Origin of the sequence: Ferdinandcohnia sp. QZ13 (assembly GCF_031324165.1) — a bacterium.
Taxonomy (GTDB): domain Bacteria; phylum Bacillota; class Bacilli; order Bacillales; family Bacillaceae_L; genus Ferdinandcohnia.
Genome location: NZ_JAVIVW010000001.1, coordinates 556,630 through 582,889, shown reverse-complemented (window position 1 = coordinate 582,889; position 26,260 = coordinate 556,630). Strand labels below are relative to the sequence as shown.

The following is a 26,260-nucleotide window of genomic DNA, read 5'->3' as shown; positions in this document are numbered from 1 at the left end:
CATCATTGAGTCTAAAATTAGTTGAATTACAAGTTGCGATTCCAAGAACTCAAGATGCAGGAAAGATCCAGGAACAAGTAATAAACCGTGGACAGCATATGCAAGACCACATCACTGCAGAAAATGAGAAAATGGAGAAAAGAAACCGAACAAAAGTCAACGAAAACAACAAATCTGAAAACGCACACATACATAAGGATGCATCATCAAACGCTTTTTCAAAACAGCCTTCAGATAAAACAAAACATGCTGAGCAAGAAGAGAAAGAGCAACATCCATACAAGGGAAATTTTATTGATATTGTAGGATAGAGGGAACTGAATGACAACCATATTATTTATTCTTAGCTTTGCGTTACTTGCAGTTGCCTTTTTTTTAATCATTCTTTTATATCTTAAGATAACGCAACTAAAAGATGTTGAAATGAAACAGGAACGCTTACTCAAGGAATTTGAAAGTGTGATCACATCATATGTGATGGAAATCAAAGAAGAAAATGAAGTTTTTTTAAATAGAATCAAAGATATGAAACATGAACAAGCAGAAGAAAACGATAAGAAATCAATCCATATTAGAGAGCCGGAATTGACCACGGATGACCTTCATGACCTTCTACCTTCATTTTCAAATAAGGAGGACGTGGGACAGGTTACTATTTTAGAAAATGAAAAAAAACAAGAAACACAAGAAAAAGATGATAATAATAAAGACAACATTGTTAGAGACATCGAACATCTTATTAACCTAGGTCTTTCTTATGAAGAGATTGCAAAAAAACTTAATAAAGGGAAGACTGAGATTGAACTTTTACACAAATTTCGTCAAAACCACTAATTTTTCTTGACCCGCGGATTTTGATTGTGTTATATTAATTTTTGGTGTTATCACACACGTTCATAGATTTAAGCATTGGTGCTGTTCAATACAGTTTTGCTTAAAGATGATATGAACGGAGGAAAAAAAACCATTAGGAGGATTTATCCATGTCAGTAATTTCTATGAAGCAATTGCTTGAAGCTGGTGTTCACTTCGGTCACCAAACACGCCGTTGGAACCCAAAAATGAAGCGTTACATCTTTACAGAGCGTAACGGAATCTATATCATTGACCTTCAAAAAACTGTTAAGAAGGTTGAAGAAGCTTATAATTTCGTTAAGGAATTAGCAGGCAACGGTGGAACAATGCTTTTTGTTGGTACAAAAAAGCAAGCTCAAGATTCTGTTAAAGAAGAAGCTGAGCGTTCTGGAATGTACTTTGTTAACCAACGTTGGTTAGGTGGTACTTTAACAAACTTCGAAACAATTCAAAAGCGTATCAAACGTCTTAAAGATATTGAAAAAATGCAAGAAGACGGTACTTTTGATGTGTTACCTAAGAAAGAAGTTGTTCAACTTAAAAAAGAGTTAGAACGTCTTGAAAAGTTCTTAGGCGGTATTAAAGATATGAAGCAATTACCAGATGCTTTATTCATCATCGACCCTCGTAAAGAGCGCATTGCGGTTGCAGAAGCTCATAAATTAAACATCCCAATCGTAGGTATCGTTGATACAAACTGTGATCCAGATGAAATTGATTATGTAATCCCTGCAAACGATGATGCAATTCGCGCGGTTAAGCTTTTAACAGGAAAAATGGCAGACGCTATCCTAGAAGCTAAACAAGGTGAAGAAACATCTGCTTAATGAGCGAAAGGTGATAAGAGGGTTATGCCTTTTATCACCTTTTTTAAGAACTATATATTTTTGCCGTTTTTAAGTCATAATAGAAACAGAATGTCTAAAGAATTTAAATTCGTTCAAGTACATAGTGGCAAATAAGGAGGAAAACATAATGGCAGTTACTGCACAAATGGTAAAAGAGCTCCGTGAAAAAACTGGAGCAGGTATGATGGACTGTAAAAAGGCTCTTACAGAAACTGATGGTGATATGGACAAAGCAATTGACTACCTTCGTGAAAAAGGTATTGCAAAAGCTGCGAAAAAAGGTGACCGTATCGCTGCAGAAGGTTTAACTTCTATTGAAGTTTCAGGTAATGAAGCAGTTATTTTAGAAGTAAACTCTGAAACTGATTTCGTTGCAAAAAACGAAGGTTTCCAAACGTTAGTAAAAGAATTAGCTGCTCATCTTTTAGCGAAAAAGCCAGCTAATGTTGAAGAAGCATTAGAACAAAAGATGGACAACGGTTCAACTGTTTCTGAATATATTAATGCAGCAATCGCAAAAATCGGAGAAAAGCTTTCACTTCGTCGTTTCGAAGTTGCTACAAAAGAAGACGGTGATGTATTTGGTGCTTACCTTCACATGGGTGGACGTATTGGCGTTCTAGCTGTTTTAGGTGGTACAACAGACGCTGATGTTGCAAAGGATGTAGCAATGCACGTAGCAGCTGTAAATCCTAAATATGTATCACGCGATCAAGTTTCTTCTGAAGAAGTTGAACATGAGCGTGAAGTGTTAAAACAACAAGCATTAAACGAAGGTAAACCAGAAAATATCGTAGCGAAAATGGTTGAAGGACGTCTTGGTAAGTTCTTCGAAGATATCTGTCTTCTTGACCAAAGCTTCGTTAAAGACCCAGATCAAAAAGTTCGTAAGTTTGTTGAATCTAAAGGTGCTACAGTGAAGAGCTTCGTTCGTTACGAAGTTGGTGAAGGAATCGAGAAACGTCAAGATAACTTTGCTGAAGAAGTAATGAGCCAAGTGAAGAAGTAAAAAGAAAACAGGGAACACGTTATGTGTTCCCTCTTTTTGAAATGTTTAGTATTGCGCCATTAAAAGGTGCTAGTACTTTTTTGTGTCTAGCACAAGGCGCCATCGGCTCTCTGGTCATAAGCCAATCGCTTCTGAAGGTAAAATGCACCTTCTGTCAGCGCGCGTCTTATGCTTGTTGCCTATGGCTGAGCGCCTTGTACTTTTCTTAAAAGATGGAGGTTTTTTATTCGATGAGTGGTGCCAAATATAAACGTGTAGTGTTAAAATTAAGTGGAGAAGCATTAGCGGGTGAGCAGGGATTTGGCATAAATCCATCTGTAATCCAGTCTGTAGCAAAACAAGTGAAGGAAGTCGCTGAACTTGGCGTCGAAGTTGCTGTAGTTGTCGGTGGCGGAAATATTTGGAGAGGTAAGATTGGCAGTGAGATGGGGATGGACCGTGCGAATGCTGACTATATGGGAATGCTTGCAACGGTAATGAATTCCTTAGCTTTACAAGATAGCCTAGAGAATCAAGGGATTCAAACTCGCGTCCAAACATCTATTGAAATGCGTCAAGTCGCTGAACCATACATAAGAAGAAAGGCAATTCGTCATCTTGAAAAGAAACGAGTTGTTATTTTTGCAGCAGGTACAGGAAATCCTTACTTCTCAACAGATACAACTGCCGCTCTACGTGCTGCTGAAATCGAAGCAGAGGTTATCTTAATGGCTAAAAACAATGTAGACGGTGTCTATAATGCAGATCCATCAAAAGATAAAACAGCTGTGAAATATGACACATTATCCTATCTCGATGTTATAAAAGAAGGATTAGCTGTCATGGATTCCACTGCATCTTCACTTTGCATGGACAATGATATTCCGTTAATTGTTTTTTCAATTATGGAAGAAGGCAATATTAAACGTGCCGTACAAGGAGAAAATATCGGAACAATTGTAAGGGGGAAATAACTTTATGGCAAATAACACATTAAATCAAGTGAAAGATAAAATGTCTAAAGCAGTCCAAGCATTGTCTCGTGAACTAGCAACTGTTAGAGCTGGTAGAGCGAACCCAGCAATCCTTGACAAGGTTTCAGTTGATTACTATGGTGCACCAACGCCTTTAAATCAGCTTGCATCTATCAATGTACCGGAAGCAAGAATGCTTGTTATCCAACCATATGACAAGTCTGTTTTAGGGGATATGGAAAAAGCGATTCAAAAGGCTGATCTAGGCTTAAATCCAACTAATGATGGCTCTATTATTCGTATTTCAATCCCACCACTAACAGAGGAAAGACGTCGTGAGTTGGTGAAGGTTGTTAAGAAATATGCGGAAGAATCTAAAGTTGCCGTTCGTAACGTTCGTCGTGATGGGAACGATGAATTGAAAAAGCTTGAGAAAAATGGGGAAATTACTGAAGACGAATTACGCACCCTAACCGATGATGTTCAAAAAATCACGGACGAATCTATTAATAAGATTGACTCCATTGCAAAAGAAAAAGAAAAAGAAATCATGGAAGTCTAATCCATTTCAATGTACAATATATTGTAAAAAGACCCTCTAACGTTTACAGGGGGTTTTTTTGTTAATACTGACTACTAATTAGTTACCTTGACCGATACAAAAATGGTAAAATGAAACTGGTCTGGGTGCAAAAACACCAAGGCGTATTTGATTCGGGTGTTGGAGGACTTGTGAATGTTTGAAAAATTTAAGAAAACGAAAAAAAAGCCAGTTTCTATTTCAGAAGAAGAAATAGTAAAAGGGTCAATTCCTAATCACATAGCGATTATAATGGATGGTAACGGGAGATGGGCCAAAAAACGTTCATTGCCCCGAACTGCTGGTCACCATGAAGGAATGAAAGTAGTTAAAAGAGTGACCAAGCTTGCCAGTAGACTTGGAGTAAAGACTTTAACGGTTTACGCGTTTTCAACAGAGAACTGGAAGCGTCCAGAGGATGAGGTTAATTATTTATTAAGACTTCCCCAAGAGTTTTTGGGAACCTTTCTGCCTGAGTTGATTGAGGAAAACGTTCAGGTTCGTATTATGGGGAATAAAGAAGCAATTCCTGTGCATACTCAAAAAGCGGTAGATAAAGCTGTAAATGATACGAAGCACAATACCGGCTTAGTATTAAACTTCGCACTTAATTATGGTGGTCGTGCAGAAATTTTAGATGCTGTAAATCACATTCTTTTGGACTATCAAGAGGGAAACCTACATAAAAAAATAGACGAGGATGTATTTGACCAATATTTAATGAGTGCTGGATTACAAGATCCGGATTTATTAATCCGTACTAGCGGGGAAATACGATTAAGTAATTTTATGCTCTGGCAGCTTGCATATACTGAATTTTGGTTTACAGATGTATTATGGCCTGATTTTAAAGAGCAGCATTTATTAGAGGCCATCCACGCATATCAAAAGAGAGGTCGGCGATTTGGGGGCGTATAAGACCCAATCGCATTTGAAAAAGGAATGATACGATGAAACAAAGAATTATTACCGCAATAATTGCAGCAGCAATCTTTCTACCGATTGTGATTATTGGTGGCATCCCGTTTACCATTTTAGTTTATTTAATGGGTGCTATAGCTATTTTTGAGCTTTTACGGATGAAGCAAATTAAAATTGCATCTATCCCAGGCTTAATTTCTATCATATTGTTATGGGTTATTTTAATACCAAATCAATATAATGATTTATTTACAACTCTTCAATTTACGAAAATCGAAATAGTCCTTCTGATCGTTTTATTGATCTTAACGTATACGGTAATATCTAAAAACAGCTTCAATTTTGACGATGCTGGACTAGTTATCCTTGCAGCACTCTATATAGGTTTTGGTTTTTATTATATGATTGAAATAAGAGCGATGGGATTAGCATATATATTTTATGCATTCGTTGTTATTTGGACTACTGATTCTGGGGCTTATTTTGTTGGGAGAAAGCTGGGTAACAAGAAACTCTGGCCAGAAATTAGCCCAAATAAGACAATTGAGGGCTTTTTAGGCGGAATAGTTACGGCTATCGTTTTTGCGTTTGTATTTAACTTAATCACGGATTTATTTGATTCCTTTTTCTCACTTATAATTGTGACTTTGTTTGTGTCTGTTTTTGGACAAATAGGGGATTTAGTAGAATCCGCGTTAAAGAGACATTATAATGTGAAAGATTCGGGGACATTGCTACCAGGTCATGGCGGAATCTTAGACCGTTTTGATAGCATGATTTTCATCCTACCGATTCTATATTTTTTAAGTGCTATTATTCAGTAGTGGTTTTGTATTGGGAGTGAGTTTGTGAAGAAAATTAGTTTATTAGGGGCTACGGGCTCCATTGGGCAACAAACATTGGATGTGATCGAGCAGCATCCGGAAAAGTTAAAGCTTGTTGCTATGTCTTTAGGGGGTAATGTGACCTTAGGGCGTGAAATTATACATAAGTTTTCACCGAAACTTGTTTCTGTAAAAACAAAAGAAATATGTGAATTATTGAAAAGTGAGTTTTCTAGTGATATTCAGTTTGTATATGGTGATGAAGGTTTAATTGAGGTTGCAACATACGATGAAGCAACAATCTTACTCAATGCTGTAGTTGGGAGCGTAGGATTATTACCAACTTTAAAAGCAATTGAAGCCAAAAAAACAATTGCGCTTGCCAACAAGGAAACTCTCGTTACTGCAGGGCACCTTGTTATGGATGCCGCAAAGAGACATGGCGTTGACATAATACCAGTAGATAGTGAGCACTCTGCTATCTTTCAATGCCTACAGGGTGAAAATGAAAAGAATGTGGAGAAACTCATTTTGACTGCTTCAGGCGGTAGTTTCCGTGATCGAACTCGTGATGAGCTTAAAGATGTTACGATTGAAGATGCACTTAATCATCCGAACTGGTCAATGGGTGCTAAAATTACAATTGATTCAGCAACCATGATGAACAAAGGGTTAGAAGTGATTGAAGCTCATTGGCTGTTTAACCTTCCATATGAACAAATTGATGTTCTTCTTCATAAAGAAAGCATTATTCATTCCATGGTTGAGTTTCATGATAGCAGTGTTATCGCACAGCTTGGCACACCAGATATGAGGGTTCCCATTCAATATGCCTTTTCATATCCAGATCGTTATCCAATGCCTGCATCTAAGGAGAGATTACGACTTTGGGAAATCGGAAAACTACATTTTTCAAAACCGGATTTTGACAGATTTAGATGCCTTGGATTTGCTTTTCATGCGGGTAAAACAGGTGGGACTCTTCCAACTGTATTAAATGCTGCAAATGAAGAGGCGGTGTCAGGATTTTTAAATGGTAAAATCTCATTCTTAGAAATTGAGGAAATCATAGAAGAAGCATTGGAAAAACACGATACCATCCAAAATCCAAGTTTGGATATCATCCAACAAATTGATCAACAAACACGAGTATTTGTTCGTGACTTGGTAGATAGGAAATAGTTCTTTACGTCTAGCTTCAGGCGCCATCGGCTCGAGGTCACAAGTCAATAGCTTCTGAAGGCAAAAAGTGCCTTCCGTCAGCTCTCGTCTTGTGCTTTTCGCCCATTAGCGGGCACGCTTAGCGCTTTTGGCTTAATCTAACAAAAGGTGGTTAAATATGTGGAGACTGTGATAGCCTTTATCATTATATTTGGTGCACTTGTATTTTTTCATGAGTGGGGACATCTCGTATTAGCTAAGCGAGCAGGTATTCTTTGTCGTGAATTTGCAATTGGGATGGGGCCAAAAGTATTTACCTTTAGAAAAAATGAAACACTTTATACCATTCGTCTCCTTCCGATTGGCGGATATGTTAGAATGGCTGGCGAAGACCCGGAAATGGTTGAAATTAAACCAGGTCATAACATTGGGTTGTTATTAAATAAAGATGGGAAAGTCGATAAAATTGTTTTAAATAATAAGGATAAATATCCTGATTTAAAGGTAATTGAGGTTGAGGAAGCCGACTTAGAGCATCACTTATTTATTACCGGATATGAAGACGGAGAAGATGAGGTTCTAAAAAGATTTGAGGTTAGTGAGACTGCTTTTTTTGTTATGGATGGACAAGAAACGCAAATCGCTCCTTATAATCGCCAATTTGCTTCTAAAACATTAATGCAACGTACATTGGCAATTGCTGCTGGTCCCGCAATGAATTTTGTACTAGCTTTTATTATTTTAATTGTAATCGGCTTATTACAAGGAACTCCGGTTGATAAACCAATCCTTGGAAAATTAACTGAAGATGGAGCAGCACTTCAAGCCGGGCTCCATGAAGGTGATCTTGTTCGCGAGATTGATAATGAACAAGTATCAACCTGGAATGATATTGTAAATATCATTCGCTCTCATCCCGAAGAAGAAATCGGCTTTGTGGTCGAACGTAACGGTAGCCTTCATGAAATTTCCATAACCCCTAAAGCCCAGCAGCTTGAGAATGAAACAATTGGGGTCATAGGTGTTTATGGTCCAGTTGAGAAATCCGTTTTACCATCCTTGAAATATGGTGTCTTGGAAACCTTTATGTGGACAAAGGAAATTTTACTCGGCCTAGGAAAGCTTATTACAGGTCAATTTTCGATTGACATGTTATCTGGGCCAGTTGGAATATATGTTTCGACCGATACAGTTGTTCAATCAGGAATCTTCTATGTAATGAAATGGGCTGCTATCCTCAGCATTAACTTAGGAATTGTGAACCTTTTACCACTACCAGCGCTTGATGGCGGACGATTAGTATTCTTTGCGTTGGAAGCTGTACGTGGAAAACCGATTGATAAGCAAAAAGAAGGTATGGTTCATTTTATTGGATTTGCCTTACTAATGCTTCTAATGTTGGTTGTTACCTGGAATGATATTCAACGATTCTTTTTATAAATTGAAGTTCAATAAAACGAGGTGCAAGATATGAAACAAAGTATGACGCTTATACCTACACTACGAGAAGTACCTGCTGATGCCGAAATCAAAAGTCACAAGCTTCTAATTCGTGCAGGTTTTATTAGACAAAATGCAAGTGGAGTTTATAGTTATCTTCCATTAGCAAGACGAGTTTTACAAAAAATCGAAACCATTGTCCGTGAAGAAATGGAGCGGGCGGGTGCTGCTGAACTCCTTATGCCAGCTTTAACAGCTGCAGAACTCTGGCAGGAATCTGGACGCTGGTATTCGTACGGTCCGGAACTCATGCGTCTTCATGATCGCCATCAGCGTGATTTCGTATTAGGTCCAACACATGAAGAAGTCATTACTAGTCTTGTTCGTGATGAAATTAAATCATATAAAAGACTGCCGATTACACTTTATCAAATTCAAACAAAATTCCGTGATGAAAAAAGACCTCGTTTCGGGCTCCTACGTGGTCGAGAATTCATTATGAAGGATGCATATTCATTCCATGCTGATCAAGAAAGCCTAGATGAGGTATATGAAAAAATGTATACCGCCTATTCAAATGTTTTTGCACGTTGTGGACTTAACTTCCGTGCCGTTATTGCAGACTCTGGTGCAATGGGTGGTAAAGATACCCACGAATTCATGGTTCTATCGAAAGTTGGAGAGGACACAATAGCGTATTCTGATACTTCTTCATTTGCGGCAAATATTGAAATGGCACCAGTTGTCATGGAATATCCAAAAAGCGATGAGCCAGCAAAAGAGCTAGAAAAAGTAGAAACAATTGGGAAGAAAACAATTGATGATGTGGCTGCTTTCCTTGACGTTTCAAAAGAAAAATGTATTAAATCACTTCTTTTTGAGGTGGACGAAAAATTTGTTCTTGTGTTAGCTCGTGGTGACCATGAAGTAAATGATATAAAAGTGAAAAACCTGTTAGAAGCTACAACTGTTGAATTAGCAAGTACTGAAAACACTGAACGGATTATGGGCTGTACAGTTGGTTCTTTAGGACCAATTAATGTAACGAAAGAAATTACTGTAATTGCGGATCATGCAGTGGCATCAGTTGTTAATGGTGTTTGTGGTGCAAACGAAGAGAATTATCATTTTATAAATGTGAACCCAGACCGTGATTTTGCAGGAATTCAATTTGCTGACCTTCGATTTATTCAAGAAGGGGATCCATCACCTGATGGGCAAGGTACGATTGTGTTTGCAGAAGGTATCGAAGTTGGCCATATCTTTAAACTCGGTACACGTTATAGTGAAGCGATGGGTGCAACCTTCCTTGATGAAAATGGAAGATCACAGCCAATGATTATGGGCTGCTATGGTATCGGTGTATCTAGAACTCTTTCTGCTGTTGCAGAGCAATCGAATGATGAAAATGGATTAATCTGGCCTGAAAATTTAGCGCCATATGATCTTCACTTAATTCCTGTAAATATAAAGAATGAAGAACAAAAAGCTCTCTCTGAATCTTTATATGTCGCCCTACAGGAAAGCGGCTATGACGTTTTATTCGATGATCGTATTGAACGCCCAGGTGTAAAATTTGCAGATTCAGATTTAATCGGACTGCCACTACGAATCACTGTTGGAAAACGTGCTAGTGAAGGCATCGTCGAGGTAAAGGTTCGTAAGACAGGGGAAACATTGGAAATAAATATTGAAAATCTTATCGAGACAATTAAGAAATATGTAGTAAAATAAATAATAGAAAAGAAGAGGGTACCTCGATCATTTGAGGTACCTTCATTATTCTGTCTGAAGAGGGGGAACGAGGATGGAATTATCGCCACAGCAAAAAGAACGATTTAAAGTATTGCTGCAACAACTTGAGTTAACTGACGATGCATTGGTTACACACTTTGAAAATGCAGGTATTGTAAAACTGATGATTGACAAAGAAAACAAAGCATGGCATTTTATATTTTCACTTGAAAATGTGATACCTGCTGATGTCATGAGAATTTTTTCTGCACAATTACAAACAAAATTCGCCCATATTGCATCTGTAACCTTCTCTTTACATGTCGGGTCTCAGCACGTGACTGAAGAAATGGTCCAAGCCTATTGGCCCCTATGTTTACAAGAATTAGATGGAATCGCACCACCAATTCTATCGTTATTGCATAATCAATTACCTACCCAGCAGGGTCTTAAACTTCATATCAAAACAAGAAATGATACTGAATCTATTGCGATTAAGAAAAAATACGGTCAATTGATAGGAAATGTTTATCAATCCTATGGTTTTCCCATGTTCACGCTTGAAACAGAGGTAGAGGTTTCGAATAAGGAGTATGAACTATTTTTAGAGAAAAAACAACAAGAAGACCAAGAAAGAGCATTGTTAGCCGTTGCTGATATGCAGAAGAAAGAAAAGGATAAAGAACAAGCTAACGCCGTTTCTGGACCGATTACGATTGGTTATACAATTAAAGAGGATGAAGACTTTAAAGAAATTAGTTCAATCCTTGACGAGGAACGGAGAATTGCGGTTCAAGGCTATATCTTCTTTGCAGAGACAAGGGAGTTACGCAGTGGCAGAACACTTCTAACCTTCAAAATTACCGATTATACGGATTCGATTTTAGTAAAAGTATTCTCACGTGATAAAGAAGATGTTCAACTATTGCAATCGATTAAAAAAGGTATGTGGGTTCGAGTACGCGGAAGTATTCAGAATGATACTTTTGTTAGAGACTTAGTAATGATTGCTAATGATATTAATGAAATCCAGCCACTGAATGAAAGAAAAGACACTGCTCCTGAAGGAGAAAAACGTGTCGAGCTCCACTTGCACACACCAATGAGTCAGATGGATGCTGTCACTTCAATTAGCCAATTAGTTGGACAAGCTAAAAAATGGGGCCACACTGCTATTGCATTAACAGACCATGCTGGTGCTCAATCATTTCCAGAAGCATATTCCGCTGCAAAGAAAAATGGGATTAAGATGATTTATGGTGTGGAAGTTAATTTAGTTGATGATGGTGTCCCAATTGCATATAATTCACAACATCGTAATTTAGAGGAAGATACGTATGTCGTTTTTGACGTTGAAACAACAGGTTTATCTGCGGTCTATAACACAATTATTGAGTTAGCCGCTGTTAAATTGAAAAATGGTGAAATCATAGATCGATTTGAATCATTTGCTAACCCACATCATCGCTTAAGTGCAACGACAATTGATCTTACTGGAATCACAGATGACATGGTGAGTTCAGCGCCTGAAGTTAGTGAAGTCTTAGTAAAATTCAAGGAATGGACTGGGGATTCTATATTAGTAGCCCATAATGCAAGCTTTGATATGGGGTTCCTGAATGTAGGTTATAAAAAAGCGGGTCTTGAGCAAGCAACCAATCCTGTCATTGACACACTAGAGCTTGCTAGATTTTTATATCCGGATTTAAAAAACCACCGTTTAAATACATTGTGTAAAAAGTTTGATATTGAATTAACCCAGCATCACCGTGCGATATATGATGCGGAGGCAACCGGATTTTTAGCAGTAAAATTGTTAAAGGACGCCGCTGAAAAAGAAATTATGTACCATGATCAATTAAATGATTACATGGGTCAAGGTAAATCCTACCAACGTTCGAGACCATATCATGCGACATTACTTGCCCAAAACGATGTAGGTCTTAAGAATTTATTTAAATTAGTTTCGTTATCACATATAAATTATTATTATCGTGTACCTCGTATCCCAAGATCACAGTTACAAAAATTTCGAGAAGGTATTTTAGTAGGCTCTGCTTGTGATAAAGGGGAAGTATTTGAAGGCATGATGCAGAAGTCACCTGAGGAAGTAGAGTCTATTGCTCAATTTTATGATTATCTTGAGGTTCAGCCACCATCAAACTATAAACATTTATTAGAATTAGATTTGATTCAAAATGAGCGGGAACTTAAAGATATTTTAAAGAATATTGTCAGCCTTGGTGAAAAGCTGAATATACCGGTAGTTGCAACTGGGAATGTGCATTATCTTAACCCAGAGGATCATATCTACCGAAAAATTTTAGTAAGGTCTCAGGGTGGAGCCAATCCGTTAAATCGACACTCGCTACCAGAGGTTCATTTCCGAACAACGAACGAAATGTTAGACTGTTTCTCTTTTCTTGATAAAGAGAAAGCGAAGGAAATTGTCGTGACAAATACACAAAAAGTCGCAGACATGATCGGTGAAGTGAAGCCGATAAAAGATGATCTATATACGCCTAAAATCGAAGGTGCGGAAGATGAAATTAGGGATATGAGCTATAGCATGGCAAGAAGTATCTATGGTGAAGAATTACCTGAAATCGTAGAAAAGCGATTGGAAAAAGAACTTAAAAGTATCATAGGGCATGGATTCGCAGTTATTTACTTGATTTCCCATAAACTTGTGAAAAAATCACTGGATGATGGGTATCTAGTAGGTTCTCGTGGTTCGGTTGGTTCATCGTTAGTCGCTACGATGACAGAGATTACAGAGGTTAATCCATTACCTCCACATTATGTTTGTCCGGACTGTAAGCATTCAGAGTTCTTTAACGATGGTTCAGTCGGTTCTGGTTTTGACCTACCAGATAAGGAATGCCCAAATTGCGGGGCTAATTATAAAAAGGACGGTCATGATATTCCTTTCGAAACGTTTTTAGGATTCAAAGGAGACAAGGTACCGGATATCGACTTAAACTTCTCTGGTGAATACCAGCCACGTGCTCATAACTATACAAAGGTGCTATTTGGTGAGGAGTATGTATATCGTGCTGGAACCATTGGTACCGTTGCTGAAAAAACAGCCTATGGGTATGTAAAAGGGTATGCGAATGATCATAACTTAACTATGCGCGGTGCCGAAACAGATCGGTTAGTTGCGGGTTGTACCGGTGTTAAACGAACAACTGGACAGCATCCTGGTGGTATTATCGTTGTACCAGACTACATGGATATTTATGATTTTTCACCAATTCAATTTCCTGCCGATGATATTAATTCTGAATGGCGAACTACCCATTTCGATTTCCATTCTATCCATGATAATGTGTTAAAACTGGATATTCTTGGGCACGATGATCCGACAGTTATCCGGATGCTCCAGGATTTAAGTGGGATTGACCCAAAAACGATTCCAACAGATGACCCTGAGGTCATGAAAATTTTCAGTGGGACAGAATCTCTTGGTGTAACCGAAGAGCAGATCATGTGTAAAACGGGTACCCTCGGGATTCCGGAATTCGGTACACGATTTGTACGCCAAATGCTTGAGGATACAAAGCCGACTACTTTCTCCGAACTCGTACAGATTTCAGGTCTATCACATGGTACAGATGTTTGGCTAGGAAACGCACAGGAGCTTATCCAAAACAATATTTGTACGCTTAGTGAAGTTATTGGTTGTCGTGACGATATAATGGTATATCTTATCTATAAAGGATTAGATCCTTCGATGGCATTTAAAATCATGGAATCAGTCCGTAAAGGGAAGGGACTAACCGATGAATTTATCGAAGAAATGAAGAAAAATGAAGTCCCTGATTGGTATATCGATTCGTGTTTGAAAATAAAATATATGTTCCCAAAAGCCCATGCTGCCGCTTATGTACTAATGGCAGTAAGGATTGCTTATTTTAAGGTTCATTTGCCATTACTCTATTATGCAGCATACTTCACTGTTCGTGCAGACGATTTCGATGTCGAGGCAATGGTACGTGGTTCCAGTACAATTCGTGCGCGTATGGAAGAAATCAATGCTAAAGGGCTTGATGCTTCACCTAAAGAAAAGAACCTACTTACAGTTCTTGAGTTAGCACTTGAAATGTGTGAGCGTGGATTTGCCTTTAATAAGATTGATTTGTATCGCTCAAGTGCAACAGAATTTATCATCGACGGGGATGCTTTAATTCCTCCGTTCAATTCGATTCCTGGACTTGGTACCAACGCTGCTATTAATATTGTAAAAGCAAGAGAACAAGGTGAATTTTTATCAAAAGAAGATTTACAAAAGCGTGGTAAAGTATCGAAGACAATCATGGAATACCTTGATAACCATGGTTGCCTAGAAGATATGCCAGAACAAAATCAACTATCATTGTTCTAGTTATTATCGATATCTAGCTCCAGCGCCTAGCCCCTCGAGGTCACAAGTCATTCCGTCGAGAAGGTTAATGGGCAACCTTCTAGCCGGCCTGTCTTGTGCTTGTCGGGGCTAAGCAAGGCGCTTGCGCTTTTAAATTTATTTGCATATAAACAGCGATTATGTTATAGTTTTTATGGAAATGCTATGTATAATTACTGATGAAAGAGTGGGGCTTCCCACTCTTTATTCTTTGGCTGAGGCTAAATTGTGTAACAACTTACTCTAAAGATGGAACTTCTCTATATTTTCCAACTGCCTCCCTGCTACTATAGCAGGGTGTTTTTACACTACTTAGGAAATACTAAAGAACAAAAACGAAAATTCCTTTTCAGCTTAGGAGGAAAAACATGAGTAAAAAGGTAACACAAATAGTGGAAGAATTGGTGATACCTATATTAACTGAATTACAGATGGAACTTGTAGATGTTGAGTATGTAAAGGAAGGAAAAGACTGGTTTCTTCGGGTCTTCATCGACTCTGAAAAGGGCGTTGATATAGAAGATTGTGGAACAGTTAGTGAAAAGTTAAGCGAAAAGCTTGATGAAATTGATCCGATTCCTTATAACTATTTTCTCGAGGTTTCAAGTCCAGGTGCTGAACGCCCGTTGAAAAAAATGAGCGACTTCGAAAAGGCAATTGGAAAACAGGTATATGTGAAGACATATGAACCAATCGATGGCGAAAAGGTCTTTGAAGGAGAGCTTGCATCCTTTGATGGAAGTATAATTATAATCAACATTATGGTCAAAACACGCAAAAAATCTGTAGAAATTCCGTATGAAAAAATTGCAAATGCAAGACTTGCTGTTACTTTTCATTAATAGTTAGAATTCATAAGGGGGATTAGAAGACAAATGAGTAGTGAATTATTAGATGCCTTAACATTGCTCGAGAAAGAAAAAGGCATTAGTAAAGATGTAATTATTGAAGCAATTGAGGCAGCACTTATTTCTGCATACAAGCGGAATTTTAATCAGGCTCAAAATGTAAGAGTAGATTTAAACTTAGCAAACGGTTCAATGCGTGTGTTTGCTAGAAAAGATGTAGTAGATGAAGTGTTTGACCCACGATTAGAGATTTCCTTAGAAGAAGCTAGAACTATTAATCCAAATTACCAAGTAGAAGACGTTGTGGAAATCGAAGTAACACCAAAAGACTTTGGTAGAATTGCTGCTCAAACTGCAAAGCAGGTTGTAACTCAACGTGTTCGTGAAGCAGAAAGAGGAGTTATCTATTCCGAGTTTATTGACCGTGAAGAAGATATCATGACGGGAATTGTTCAGCGTTTAGATTCAAAGTTTATCTATGTTAGCTTAGGGAAAATCGAAGCATTGCTACCGGTAAATGAACAAATGCCAAATGAACATTATAAACCACATGACCGAATTAAAGTCTACATAACAAAGGTTGAAAGAACTACAAAAGGACCACAAATCTTTGTTTCTAGAACACATCCTGGATTATTAAAACGCCTTTTTGAAATTGAAGTTCCTGAAATCTATGATGGAACAGTTGAAATTAAATCGGTTGCGAGAGAAGCAGGTGATCGTTCAAAGATATCTGTTCACTCTGATAATTCTGAGGTAGACCCAGTTGGCTCATGTGTTGGTCCTAAGGGGCAGCGTGTTCAAGCAATTGTGAATGAATTAAAAGGTGAAAAAATAGACATTGTCAAATGGTCTGATGATCCAGTTGTTTTTGTGGCGAATGCCTTAAGTCCATCAAAAGTGCTTGATGTCATTGTTAATGAAGAAGAAAAAGCAACAACTGTTATTGTTCCTGACTATCAATTATCATTAGCAATTGGAAAACGTGGGCAAAATGCACGTTTAGCGGCAAAATTAACAGGATGGAAAATTGACATTAAGAGTCAAACAGAGGCGGAGCAAGCGGGAATATATCCTAGAGACGGCTTTGGTTTATTTGAAGAAAATGATGAAGATGAACTAGAGGTTGAAGCATTCGATTTGCAATCTGAAGAAATCGAGTGAGGTGAAAGAAATTGGTAGGTAATAAAAAAATACCATTACGTAAATGCATAGCTAGTGGTGAAATGAAGCCGAAAAAGGAACTTGTAAGAATTGTACGATCCAAAGAAGGCGAAGTTACAATTGACCTGACCGGAAAAAAGTCGGGACGTGGTGCGTACCTCAGTAAAGATAAAGAATGTATTTTACTAGCAAAGAAAAAGAACATTCTTGCAAGTCAACTGAAAGCTACGATTGATGATTCTATTTATGAAGAATTACTTCAGTTGGTAGATAAGGAGTAGCCTTTATCGATGGAAAACAAGGAATGGATGTCGTTATTGGGTCTTGCCAATCGAGCGAGAAAAGTCATTTCAGGTGAAGAACTTGTTGTGAAGGAAATTCGCAATGGAAACGCAAAATTAGTTCTATTATCTGAAGATGCGTCAGCAAACACTACAAAGAAAATTACGGATAAAAGCACGTATTATCAGGTTCAACTTCGTACTGTTAGCGACCGTTATACATTGGGTCATGCGATAGGCAAAGATGCCAGAGTGGTTGTCGCGATAACAGAAAGTGGGTTTGCAAAAAAGATGAGTCACTTGCTCGATTAACATATTTGGGGGTGAACATATGAGTAGAATGCGTGTATACGAATATGCAAAAAAACAAAATATCTCAAGCAAAGAAGTTATTACAAAGCTTAAAGAGATGGACATTGAGGTTAAAAATCATATGGCAACAATTGAGGGAGATATTTTGAAAAAACTAGATCAATCGTTTGGAAAGAAGTCAGAACAGGTTAAGCCTGCAAAGGAACAAACTAATAATAGTAAACCAGTATCACCTGCTAATGGTGAAGCAGTGGTTGATAAAAAAGAAACGAAGAAAAAGCCTGTACCTCCTAAAAATCGCGATGGTAAAAAAACGGAGAACCAAGGTCAGAAAAAGGCATTTCAACCAAAGGATAATAAGAGAAATAAAAACAAACAAAAAGGCAATCATCGTCCAACTAACAATCACCAGCCAGTTCAACCGAAGCCAGAAAAGAAATTGCCTGAAAAAATTACGTTTGTTGGTTCATTAACGGTTGGAGAATTAGCTAAAAAACTTGGCAAAGAACCATCAGAAATTATTAAGAAGCTTTTCATGCTAGGTGTTATGGCTACAATTAACCAAGACCTTGATAAAGATTCAATCGAATTAATTGCATCCGATTATGGTGTAGAAGTAGAAGAAGAAATTGTTTTTGATGTTACAGAATTCGAACAGTATGTTGAAGAAGATAATAATGAAGATCTAATCGAAAGACCTTCTATCGTAACAATCATGGGACATGTTGACCATGGTAAAACAACTACCCTTGATTCAATCCGAAATACTAAAGTAACAGCTGGCGAAGCTGGTGGTATTACGCAACATATTGGTGCCTATCAAGTAGTTGTTAATGGTAAGAAAATTACTTTCTTGGATACTCCAGGACATGCTGCGTTTACAACTATGCGTGCAAGAGGTGCTCAAATCACAGATATCACAGTATTAGTTGTTGCGGCAGATGATGGTGTAATGCCTCAAACAGTTGAAGCAATTAACCATGCTAAGGCTGCTGAGGTACCAATCATCGTAGCTGTGAATAAAATGGATAAGCCGACAGCAAATCCAGATCGTGTTATGCAGGAATTAACAGAGCATGGTCTAATTCCAGAGGCTTGGGGTGGAGAAACCATTTTCGTACCAATTTCTGCGTTAACAGGAGAAGGCATCGACAACCTGCTTGAAATGATTCTTCTCGTTAGTGAGGTCGAAGAATATAAGGCCAATCCAAAGAGAAGAGCTACAGGTACAGTAATTGAAGCCAAACTTGACAAAGGAAGAGGTTCAGTTGCGACTCTATTAGTTCAAAACGGAACATTACGCATTGGTGACCCAATTGTTGTTGGAAACACATTTGGTCGTGTTCGTGCAATGGTTAATGATATTGGTCGCCGCGTTAAGGAAGCAGGACCTTCAACTCCAGTTGAAGTTACAGGATTAAATGATGTGCCACAAGCTGGTGATCAGTTTGTAGTCTTTGAGGATGAGAAGAAAGCACGTCAGGTTGGGGAAGCTAGAGCGCAAAAGCAATTAGTTGAGCAACGTGGAGATAAAGTAAAAGTAAGCCTTGAAGATTTATTTGAACATATTAAACAAGGTGAAATGAAGGAAATCAATCTTATTGTTAAAGCCGATGTTCAAGGTTCTGTAGAAGCTTTGGCAGCATCTCTCCAAAAAATTGATGTAGAAGGTGTTAAAGTTAAGATTATTCATACTGGTGTCGGGGCAATTAATGAATCAGATATTACCCTCGCATCTGCATCAAATGCGATTGTAATCGGATTTAATGTACGACCAGATGTGAATGCAAAGCGCACTGCTGAAGCAGAGGAAGTTGATATCCGTCTTCACCGTATTATCTATAAAGCAATCGAAGAAATTGAATCTGCAATGAAGGGTATGCTTGACCCTGAATTTGAAGAGAAAGTAATCGGTCAAGCAGAAGTTCGTACTACCTTTAAAGTATCTAAGATCGGTACAATTGCTGGTTCTTATGTTACCGATGGTAAAATCACACGCGATAGTGGAGTGCGCCTAATCCGTAATGGTGTTGTTATCTTTGAAGGTGAAATCGATACATTGAAACGCTTCAAGGATGATGCCAAGGAAGTTGCGCAAGGTTACGAGTGTGGTATAACAATTACGAAATATAACGATATTAAAGAAGGAGACATCATTGAAGCATTCGTGATGGAAGAAGTTGATCGTCATTGATCGGCTATGTGGAGTGCGAATGTGTCATTTATGATGCAAACTCTTTAAAAGCAAAACGAGCAGTATTGCAGAGTGTCATAACTCGACTTAAACAAAAGTTTAATGTTTCAGTTGCGGAGGTAGACTATCAAGATACATGGCAACGCACTAAGCTTGCAATTGTCACTGTATCTTCTAGTCGTAAGCATTCTGAACTCGAATTAAACAATGCCCTGAAGTTTATTGATTCTTTCCCAGAATTAGATCGAACAATAACCGACTTTGAGTGGTTATAAGAGGTGAAGGCTAGATGAGTTTACGACCTAATCGTGTTGGAGAACAAATGAAAAAGGAATTAAGTGACATCATTGGACGGAAGATTAAGGATCCTAGAATTGGATTTGTTACAGTAACCGACGTCCAAGTTACTGGAGACCTACAGCAAGCGAAAGTTTTTATTTCGGTTCTAGGTGATGAAGAACAAAGGCAGAATACGTTAAAAGGTCTCGCGAAAGCGAAAGGCTTTATCCGGTCAGAAATCGGCCAGCGTATTCGCTTACGGAAAACACCTGAGATTCTATTTGAATTTGACGAATCAATTGATTATGGGAATCGAATTGAATCGATCCTTCATGAAATAAATAAGCAATCAAATCAAGAATCAAACCGAGAATAAGGGAGAGGATAGACTTTTTTATAAAGTCTATCCCTTTTTTTCAGTTGATTTTAGATAGTAATGTACGAAAGTATATTTTAAAAAAGGATAGGGGAGTGTGGCTCTAAGTGGATGGAATTTTACTTCTCAATAAACCAAAAGGGATGACTTCCCATGATTGTGTTTTTAAAGTACGAAAGTTAGTAAAAATGAAAAAGGTAGGTCATACTGGTACGCTAGACCCCGATGTTTCAGGAGTACTGCCTATTTGTCTAGGAAGAGCAACGAAAATCGTTGAATATGTCACAGCGGCAAATAAAACCTATGAAGGGGAAGCGACCATAGGGGTTTCAACGACGACAGAAGATGCATCTGGTGAGATCGTCGAAGAAAAAAAAGTGGACCGACCAATTACAAAAGATGAAGTCCAAGATGTACTTCATTCATTAACAGGTGAAATCATTCAAACACCACCTATGTATTCTGCGGTTAAAGTTAATGGAAAGCGCCTTTATGAGTACGCCAGACAAGGATTGGTAATTGAAAGACCTTCTCGTAAAATAACCATCCATCACTTAGAGCTACTCAGTGATATCGTTCAAAAGGAAGGAACTGTCTCCTTCCGTTTCCGTGTAACATGCAGTAAGGGCACTTATGTTCGAACCTTAGCTGTACAAATGGGTGAAAAACTAGGATATCCATCACATATGTCTGATTTAAAAAGGACCTCTTCTGGTGATTTTACTCTTAATCAATGTATGACACTAGAAGAATTAGAACAGCATATTCAGAATGAAACAATTGGAGAACATCTTCTAACAATTGAAGACGCCCTTTCCCATTTGCGCAAAATTTTAATTAATGATAAAGTAGCAGAGAAAGTAAAAAATGGGTCTGTTTTTCCGGTACCAAAAGAGTTAAATGAGATTTCATCCGAGGAGCCTATTGCTATCCTACATAATGGAGAAATCCTAGCAATATATCAAAGACATCCAGAAAAAACTCAATTGATAAAACCTATTAAGGTATTAGTTAATAACCAAGAGTTAAAATAGCTAACTTTATTCAGCAGAGTACCTCTATTAGGGTGATGGAATGAATTCATATACAATTAAAAATTCCAATTTGATACCAAACCCTGTCTGAATAAAGTTAATGCCTCCGGCGGATGCCACAATTTTTAAATGGAAATTTTTCGAGCAGTAAGAACAAAGACTAAGTACGCCACTTCCTGTGGCAACGTCTTTATGACCCACTTCCTGTGGGCCTAAAAATCGCACGCAAATACGCCTAAACGTATTTGATTTAGAAGTAGAAAAGGTGAAATAGAAGTGAAAACGATTCATATCACACACCCACATTCTTTTAATCAAACAGATTTACCCCCAACTGTTTTAGCTTTGGGATATTTTGATGGTGTTCATCTTGGACATCGAAAGGTTGTTGAAACGGCAAAGAAGGAAGCAGAGACACAAGGAATTGCGTGCTCTGTCATGACCTTCGATCCCCATCCATCAATTGTCCTTAAAAAAGATGTTACAAATGTTGAATATATAACGCCATTACATCATAAACAAGAGTTATTTGAAGAGATGGATATTGATTATTTATACATTGTGAATTTCTCATCTGAGTTTGCAAGTTTATCACCACAACAATTTGTGGATCAATATATCATTGGTCTGAATGTGAATCATGTTGTCGCGGGATTTGATTTTACGTTTGGACGATTTGGAAAAGGAACGATGGAAGCTCTTCCTGAACTTGCAAATGGACGATTTACTCAAACTACTGTTGAGAAATTTACGTTTAAGAATGAAAAGGTGAGTTCGACTGTTATCCGAGGTTTGATCCAAAATGGAGAAGTGGACCAACTTGCACCGCTTTTAGGTAGATTCTATACAGTAAAAGGGATCGTAGTTGATGGGGAAAAACGAGGAAGAACGATTGGCTTTCCAACAGCAAATGTAAAAACAAGTGAGGATTATATTATTCCTAAAATGGGAGTCTATGCAGTTCGTTTAAAGATCGGTTCAACATGGCATAATGGTGTTTGTAACCTTGGTGTTAAACCTACCTTTCATGAAAACGAGACTGTACCTTCGATTGAAGTCCATCTGTTTGATTTTAATGAAGACATTTATAAAAAAGATGTTATTGTTGAATGGCATAAAAGAATCCGTTCCGAGAAAAAGTTTTCGTCCATCGATGAATTAATCAAGCAAATTGGACGAGATAAGGAACAAGCAAAGCAGTATTTTGAGAAAATAGACGAACATACTTGCTTTTTACCATAAAAAGATGTATTCTATCTAAGTATGAAAAAGAACCATTGCGTGGCAGATCGAATCACCAACGTCTGCTAGGTAATCGGGGATACTATTATAGGAGGTGAATAGGATGGCTATCACACAAGAGCGTAAGAATGAAATTATCAGCGAGTACAAAACTCACGAGAATGATACTGGTTCACCAGAAGTTCAAATCGCTGTCCTAACTGAGCAAATCAATAAGTTAAATGATCATTTACGTACACACAAGAAAGATCATCATTCACGTCGTGGTCTATTAAAGATGGTTGGTAAACGTCGTAATTTATTAACATATCTTCGTAATAAAGACGTAACTCGTTACCGTGAATTAATCAACAAGCTTGGACTACGTCGATAATCTACGAAAAAGCGGGAGCATTCCCGCTTTTTTATTAGGTTAAAAATGGAGGGATTTTTTTCCTTTCCATTCTAGCAAATTTAAACAAATTTCACTTTACATATTGAACGAGTATTGATATGTTCGAATAAATTAGTTCATACTATCAATACATAATATACATTTGAATGTGATTTAGAGAGGGGTACTATTATATGGAACAAGGAAAGCAAGTTTTTTCCATGGAATGGGCTGGCAGACAACTGACCGTAGAAATTGGTCAATTAGCGAAGCAAGCTAACGGAGCCGCATTAGTTCGCTATGGAGAAACAGCTGTCTTAAGTACAGCAACCGCATCAAAAGAGCCAAAACCATTAGATTTCTTTCCACTTACTGTAAACTATGAAGAACGATTATATGCAGTTGGAAAAATCCCTGGAGGATTTATTAAACGAGAAGGTAGACCAAGTGAAAAAGCAATTCTAGCAAGTCGTTTAATAGACCGTCCAATACGACCTTTATTTGCTGATGGATTCAGAAATGAAGTACAAGTAATTAGCATCGTCATGAGCGTAGATCAGGACTGTTCTTCTGAAATGGCTGCAATGTTCGGTTCATCATTGGCACTATCTGTTTCAGATATTCCATTTGAAGGTCCAATTGCAGGTGTAACGGTTGGTCGAGTAGACAATCAATTTATCATTAACCCTTCAGTAGCAGACCAAGAAAAAAGCGATATCCATTTAGTTGTTGCTGGTACAAAAGATGCAATTAACATGGTTGAAGCTGGTGCTGATGAGGTTCCTGAAGAAGTGATGCTTGAAGCAATTATGTTTGGACATGAGGAAATCAAGCGTTTAATCGCATTCCAAGAAAAGATCGTTGCTGAAATCGGTAAAGAAAAAATGGAAATTCCTCTTTATGAGCTCGATGCAGAGCTAGAAGCTCAAATTCGAGCGAAAGCAGAAGAGGACATTAATAAGGCAGTACAAGTTCCCGAAAAGCATGCTAGAGAAGCTGCAATTAATGAAGTAAAAGCAGCAGTTGTTTCTGAATACGTGGAACAAGAAGCTGAAGAAGCTACCATTAAACAAGTAAAGGAAATTCTAAATAAACTTGTAAAAGAAGAGGTTCGACGCTTAATTACGGTTGAAAAGGTCCGTCCGGACGGAAGACAAATCGATGAAATTCGTCCTCTTTCATCAGAAGTTGGCGTATTAGCTCGTACACATGGTTCAGGTTTATTTACACGTGGACAAACCCAGGCATTAAGTATCTGTACATTAGGTGCATTAGGGGATGTTCAAATCCTTGATGGATTAGGAATTGAAGAAACAAAACGATTTATGCATCACTATAATTTCCCACAATTTAGTGTAGGTGAAACTGGTCCAATGAGAGGTCCAGGTCGTCGTGAAATTGGACATGGTGCATTAGGAGAACGTGCCTTAGAGCCAGTTGTTCCTTCTGAAAAGGATTTTCCATATACAATCCGTCTTGTTTCTGAGGTGTTAGAATCGAATGGTTCTACTTCACAAGCTAGTATTTGTGCAAGTACACTTGCCATGATGGACGCGGGTGTTCCGATAAAAGCTCCTGTAGCTGGTATTGCAATGGGACTTGTTAAATCAGGCGAGCATTATACCGTGCTAACAGATATTCAAGGAATGGAAGACCATTTAGGAGATATGGACTTTAAGGTTGCAGGGACATCAAAAGGTGTTACAGCCTTACAAATGGATATTAAAATCGAAGGTCTTTCTCGTGAAATTCTTGAAGAAGCATTACAGCAAGCGAAAAAAGGTCGTATGCAGATTCTTGATTCTATGTTAGCAACATTAACAACACCTAGAACTGAGCTATCTAAATATGCACCTAAGATTTTAACAATGGCAATTAATCCAGACAAGATCCGTGATGTTATTGGACCAAGTGGTAAACAAATCAATAAGATCATTGATGAAACTGGCGTTAAAATCGATATTGAACAAGATGGAACAATCTTTATCTCTTCTGTCGACGAAGCGATGAATCAAAAAGCTAAGAAAATCATCGAAGATATCGTTCGTGAGGTAGAAGTTGGACAAATGTACCTTGGTAAAGTAAAACGTATTGAAAAATTCGGTGCTTTTGTTGAAATTTTTAGTGGTAAGGATGGACTTGTTCATATTTCTGAACTTGCTGAAGAACGAGTTGGAAAAGTTGAGGATGTTGTCTCTATTGGGGATGAAATCCTAGTAAAAGTAACAGAAATTGATAAGCAAGGCCGTGTAAACCTATCTAGAAAAGCCGTTCTACGTGAACAAAAGGAAAAAGAAGAACAACAACAATAATATTCCATTCTAAAGCCTGGTAAACCGGGCTTTTTAGGTTTTTAAACAGTTTCTTTAAATTTATGATTTGAGTTCTACCTTGTCCCTCCTTTACATATTTTCTAGTAAAGAGGGGGATAGCTATGAAAAAACAGTACATACAAATTTTTGTTTTTATATGTATTTTATTGATTTCGATTGGTTCACTACATAATCCATATACGAATAATTACGTTCAGGGATTGAAAGAGAGTGCAGACGCAATCCCTGTAAGTAAAGGTAATCAGCTTTTAAATGAAATTGAAAAAAGGGCGTTTGAGTATAGCATTCCAGCTGAAGATGCTAAAATAGACCCTGTTTGGAAAGCAACTCCTGGCTTAAATGGGCTAGAGGTGGATATTCAGGCTTCATATGAAAAGATGAAAAAAAATGGAACTTTTGATGAGAACAAGCTCGTGTATAAGCAGATTTCACCAAAGGTTCATTTAGAGGATTTACCTGCATCCGCGATTTATCGTGGAAATCCGAATAAACCGATCGTTTCGTTTTTAATCAATGTAGCATGGGGGAATGAATATATTCCTGATATGCTTGAAACCCTAAAAAAACATAATGTAAAGGCAACTTTCTTCTTAGAAGGTAGATGGGTTAAGGAAAATCCGGATTTAGCAAAAATGATTGTTGATGCTGGTCATGAAGTAGGAAATCATTCGTATACACATCCAGATATGAAAAAGTTATCATCCGATCTAGTTAGGGAACAATTAATCAAAACAAATCAAGTGATTGAGGCAGCAACAGGTAAAAAGCCGACCCTTTTCGCTCCTCCAAGTGGAAGTTACCGTGATGAAGTTGTTACAATTGCTGATGAGCTCGGTATGAAAACAATTATGTGGAGTGTGGATACAATTGATTGGCAGCGTCCGCAACCACATGTATTGGTCCAAAGAGTAATGGGTAAAATTCATCCTGGAGCCATGGTTTTAATGCATCCGACATCACCAACTGCTCAAAGCCTTGAACGATTAATTCTATCAATTAAACAAAAAGATCTTGCAATCGACAATGTATCTACATTATTAAACGAAGAACGTATAATACTAAAGAAAAAGTAATCCGTTGTTTTAGAACAGGAG

General features: G+C 37.8%; 24 protein-coding genes. All 24 read left to right on the top strand.

All coding sequences use genetic code 11. The features are described from left to right. The first annotated feature begins 5 nt into the window (after window positions 1–5). The 24 genes from RGU12_RS02790 (at window position 6) to RGU12_RS02675 (ending at window position 26,239) form a co-directional block, all read left to right on the top strand. Window positions 6–311 carry a hypothetical protein gene (locus RGU12_RS02790; RefSeq protein WP_309534707.1) on the top strand — a complete coding sequence of 102 codons (306 nt, stop codon included), beginning with the start codon at window positions 6–8 and terminating at the stop codon, window positions 309–311. Between the two features lie 10 nt (window positions 312–321). Continuing rightward, window positions 322–834 carry a hypothetical protein gene (locus RGU12_RS02785; protein WP_309534706.1) on the top strand — a complete coding sequence of 171 codons (513 nt, stop codon included), beginning with the start codon at window positions 322–324 and terminating at the stop codon, window positions 832–834. A gap of 149 nt (window positions 835–983) precedes the next feature. Continuing rightward, complete coding sequence (rpsB, locus tag RGU12_RS02780) at window positions 984–1,682, top strand: 30S ribosomal protein S2 (protein ID WP_010282364.1); 699 nt, start codon at window positions 984–986, stop codon at window positions 1,680–1,682. A 148-nt stretch (window positions 1,683–1,830) separates the two neighbouring features. After that, window positions 1,831–2,712, top strand: a complete 882-nt coding sequence (gene tsf, locus RGU12_RS02775) for a translation elongation factor Ts (protein WP_309534705.1) — start codon at window positions 1,831–1,833, stop codon at window positions 2,710–2,712. 230 nt (window positions 2,713–2,942) lie between these two features. Then, window positions 2,943–3,665, top strand: coding sequence for a UMP kinase (gene pyrH, locus RGU12_RS02770; protein WP_116350556.1), 723 nt, complete (start codon window positions 2,943–2,945; stop codon window positions 3,663–3,665). Window positions 3,666–3,669: 4 nt separating this feature from the next. Next, complete coding sequence (frr, locus tag RGU12_RS02765; RefSeq protein WP_309534704.1) at window positions 3,670–4,227, top strand: ribosome recycling factor; 558 nt, start codon at window positions 3,670–3,672, stop codon at window positions 4,225–4,227. A gap of 174 nt (window positions 4,228–4,401) precedes the next feature. Continuing rightward, window positions 4,402–5,163, top strand: a complete 762-nt coding sequence (uppS, locus tag RGU12_RS02760; RefSeq protein WP_309534703.1) for an undecaprenyl pyrophosphate synthase — start codon at window positions 4,402–4,404, stop codon at window positions 5,161–5,163. A gap of 32 nt (window positions 5,164–5,195) precedes the next feature. Continuing rightward, the gene (locus RGU12_RS02755; protein ID WP_309534702.1) at window positions 5,196–5,990 is read left to right on the top strand and encodes a phosphatidate cytidylyltransferase; all 795 of its coding nucleotides are present in this window, start codon (window positions 5,196–5,198) and stop codon (window positions 5,988–5,990) included. 24 nt (window positions 5,991–6,014) lie between these two features. Then, entirely contained in the window at window positions 6,015–7,172 is a 1,158-nt protein-coding gene (locus tag RGU12_RS02750; RefSeq protein WP_309534701.1) for a 1-deoxy-D-xylulose-5-phosphate reductoisomerase, read from the top strand. Between the two features lie 159 nt (window positions 7,173–7,331). Beyond that, entirely contained in the window at window positions 7,332–8,591 is a 1,260-nt protein-coding gene (rseP, locus tag RGU12_RS02745) for an RIP metalloprotease RseP (RefSeq protein ID WP_309534700.1), read from the top strand. Between the two features lie 30 nt (window positions 8,592–8,621). Further along, window positions 8,622–10,325, top strand: a complete 1,704-nt coding sequence (locus RGU12_RS02740) for a proline--tRNA ligase (RefSeq protein WP_309534699.1) — start codon at window positions 8,622–8,624, stop codon at window positions 10,323–10,325. A gap of 73 nt (window positions 10,326–10,398) precedes the next feature. Then, window positions 10,399–14,712 (top strand): PolC-type DNA polymerase III, encoded by a 4,314-nt coding sequence (locus RGU12_RS02735; protein WP_309534698.1) that lies wholly within the window; start codon window positions 10,399–10,401, stop codon window positions 14,710–14,712. 386 nt (window positions 14,713–15,098) lie between these two features. Then, window positions 15,099–15,572 (top strand): ribosome maturation factor RimP, encoded by a 474-nt coding sequence (rimP, locus tag RGU12_RS02730; protein WP_309534697.1) that lies wholly within the window; start codon window positions 15,099–15,101, stop codon window positions 15,570–15,572. Between the two features lie 33 nt (window positions 15,573–15,605). Then, the gene (gene nusA, locus RGU12_RS02725; RefSeq protein ID WP_309534696.1) at window positions 15,606–16,742 is read left to right on the top strand and encodes a transcription termination factor NusA; all 1,137 of its coding nucleotides are present in this window, start codon (window positions 15,606–15,608) and stop codon (window positions 16,740–16,742) included. An 11-nt stretch (window positions 16,743–16,753) separates the two neighbouring features. After that, window positions 16,754–17,023 carry an RNase P modulator RnpM gene (rnpM, locus tag RGU12_RS02720; protein ID WP_116350546.1) on the top strand — a complete coding sequence of 90 codons (270 nt, stop codon included), beginning with the start codon at window positions 16,754–16,756 and terminating at the stop codon, window positions 17,021–17,023. Between the two features lie 9 nt (window positions 17,024–17,032). Further along, on the top strand, window positions 17,033–17,335 hold the full coding sequence (locus tag RGU12_RS02715; protein ID WP_116350545.1) for a YlxQ family RNA-binding protein: 303 nt from the start codon (window positions 17,033–17,035) through the stop codon (window positions 17,333–17,335). A 19-nt stretch (window positions 17,336–17,354) separates the two neighbouring features. Then, entirely contained in the window at window positions 17,355–19,529 is a 2,175-nt protein-coding gene (infB, locus tag RGU12_RS02710; RefSeq protein WP_309534695.1) for a translation initiation factor IF-2, read from the top strand. Further along, the gene (locus RGU12_RS02705; protein WP_116350543.1) at window positions 19,526–19,804 is read left to right on the top strand and encodes a DUF503 domain-containing protein; all 279 of its coding nucleotides are present in this window, start codon (window positions 19,526–19,528) and stop codon (window positions 19,802–19,804) included. Before infB ends, RGU12_RS02705 begins: the two co-directional genes overlap by 4 nt. A 14-nt stretch (window positions 19,805–19,818) precedes the next feature. Further along, complete coding sequence (gene rbfA / locus RGU12_RS02700; protein WP_116350542.1) at window positions 19,819–20,184, top strand: 30S ribosome-binding factor RbfA; 366 nt, start codon at window positions 19,819–19,821, stop codon at window positions 20,182–20,184. A gap of 107 nt (window positions 20,185–20,291) precedes the next feature. After that, window positions 20,292–21,218, top strand: a complete 927-nt coding sequence (gene truB / locus RGU12_RS02695) for a tRNA pseudouridine(55) synthase TruB (RefSeq protein WP_309534694.1) — start codon at window positions 20,292–20,294, stop codon at window positions 21,216–21,218. A gap of 276 nt (window positions 21,219–21,494) precedes the next feature. Then, window positions 21,495–22,460: a bifunctional riboflavin kinase/FAD synthetase gene (gene ribF / locus RGU12_RS02690; protein WP_309534693.1), complete on the top strand. Its 966-nt coding sequence runs from the start codon at window positions 21,495–21,497 to the stop codon at window positions 22,458–22,460. A gap of 103 nt (window positions 22,461–22,563) precedes the next feature. Then, window positions 22,564–22,833 carry a 30S ribosomal protein S15 gene (rpsO, locus tag RGU12_RS02685; protein WP_010282323.1) on the top strand — a complete coding sequence of 90 codons (270 nt, stop codon included), beginning with the start codon at window positions 22,564–22,566 and terminating at the stop codon, window positions 22,831–22,833. 194 nt (window positions 22,834–23,027) lie between these two features. Then, complete coding sequence (gene pnp, locus RGU12_RS02680) at window positions 23,028–25,145, top strand: polyribonucleotide nucleotidyltransferase (RefSeq protein WP_309534692.1); 2,118 nt, start codon at window positions 23,028–23,030, stop codon at window positions 25,143–25,145. Window positions 25,146–25,267: 122 nt separating this feature from the next. Beyond that, window positions 25,268–26,239, top strand: a complete 972-nt coding sequence (locus RGU12_RS02675) for a polysaccharide deacetylase family protein (protein ID WP_309534691.1) — start codon at window positions 25,268–25,270, stop codon at window positions 26,237–26,239. Window positions 26,240–26,260: the final 21 nt, after the last annotated feature.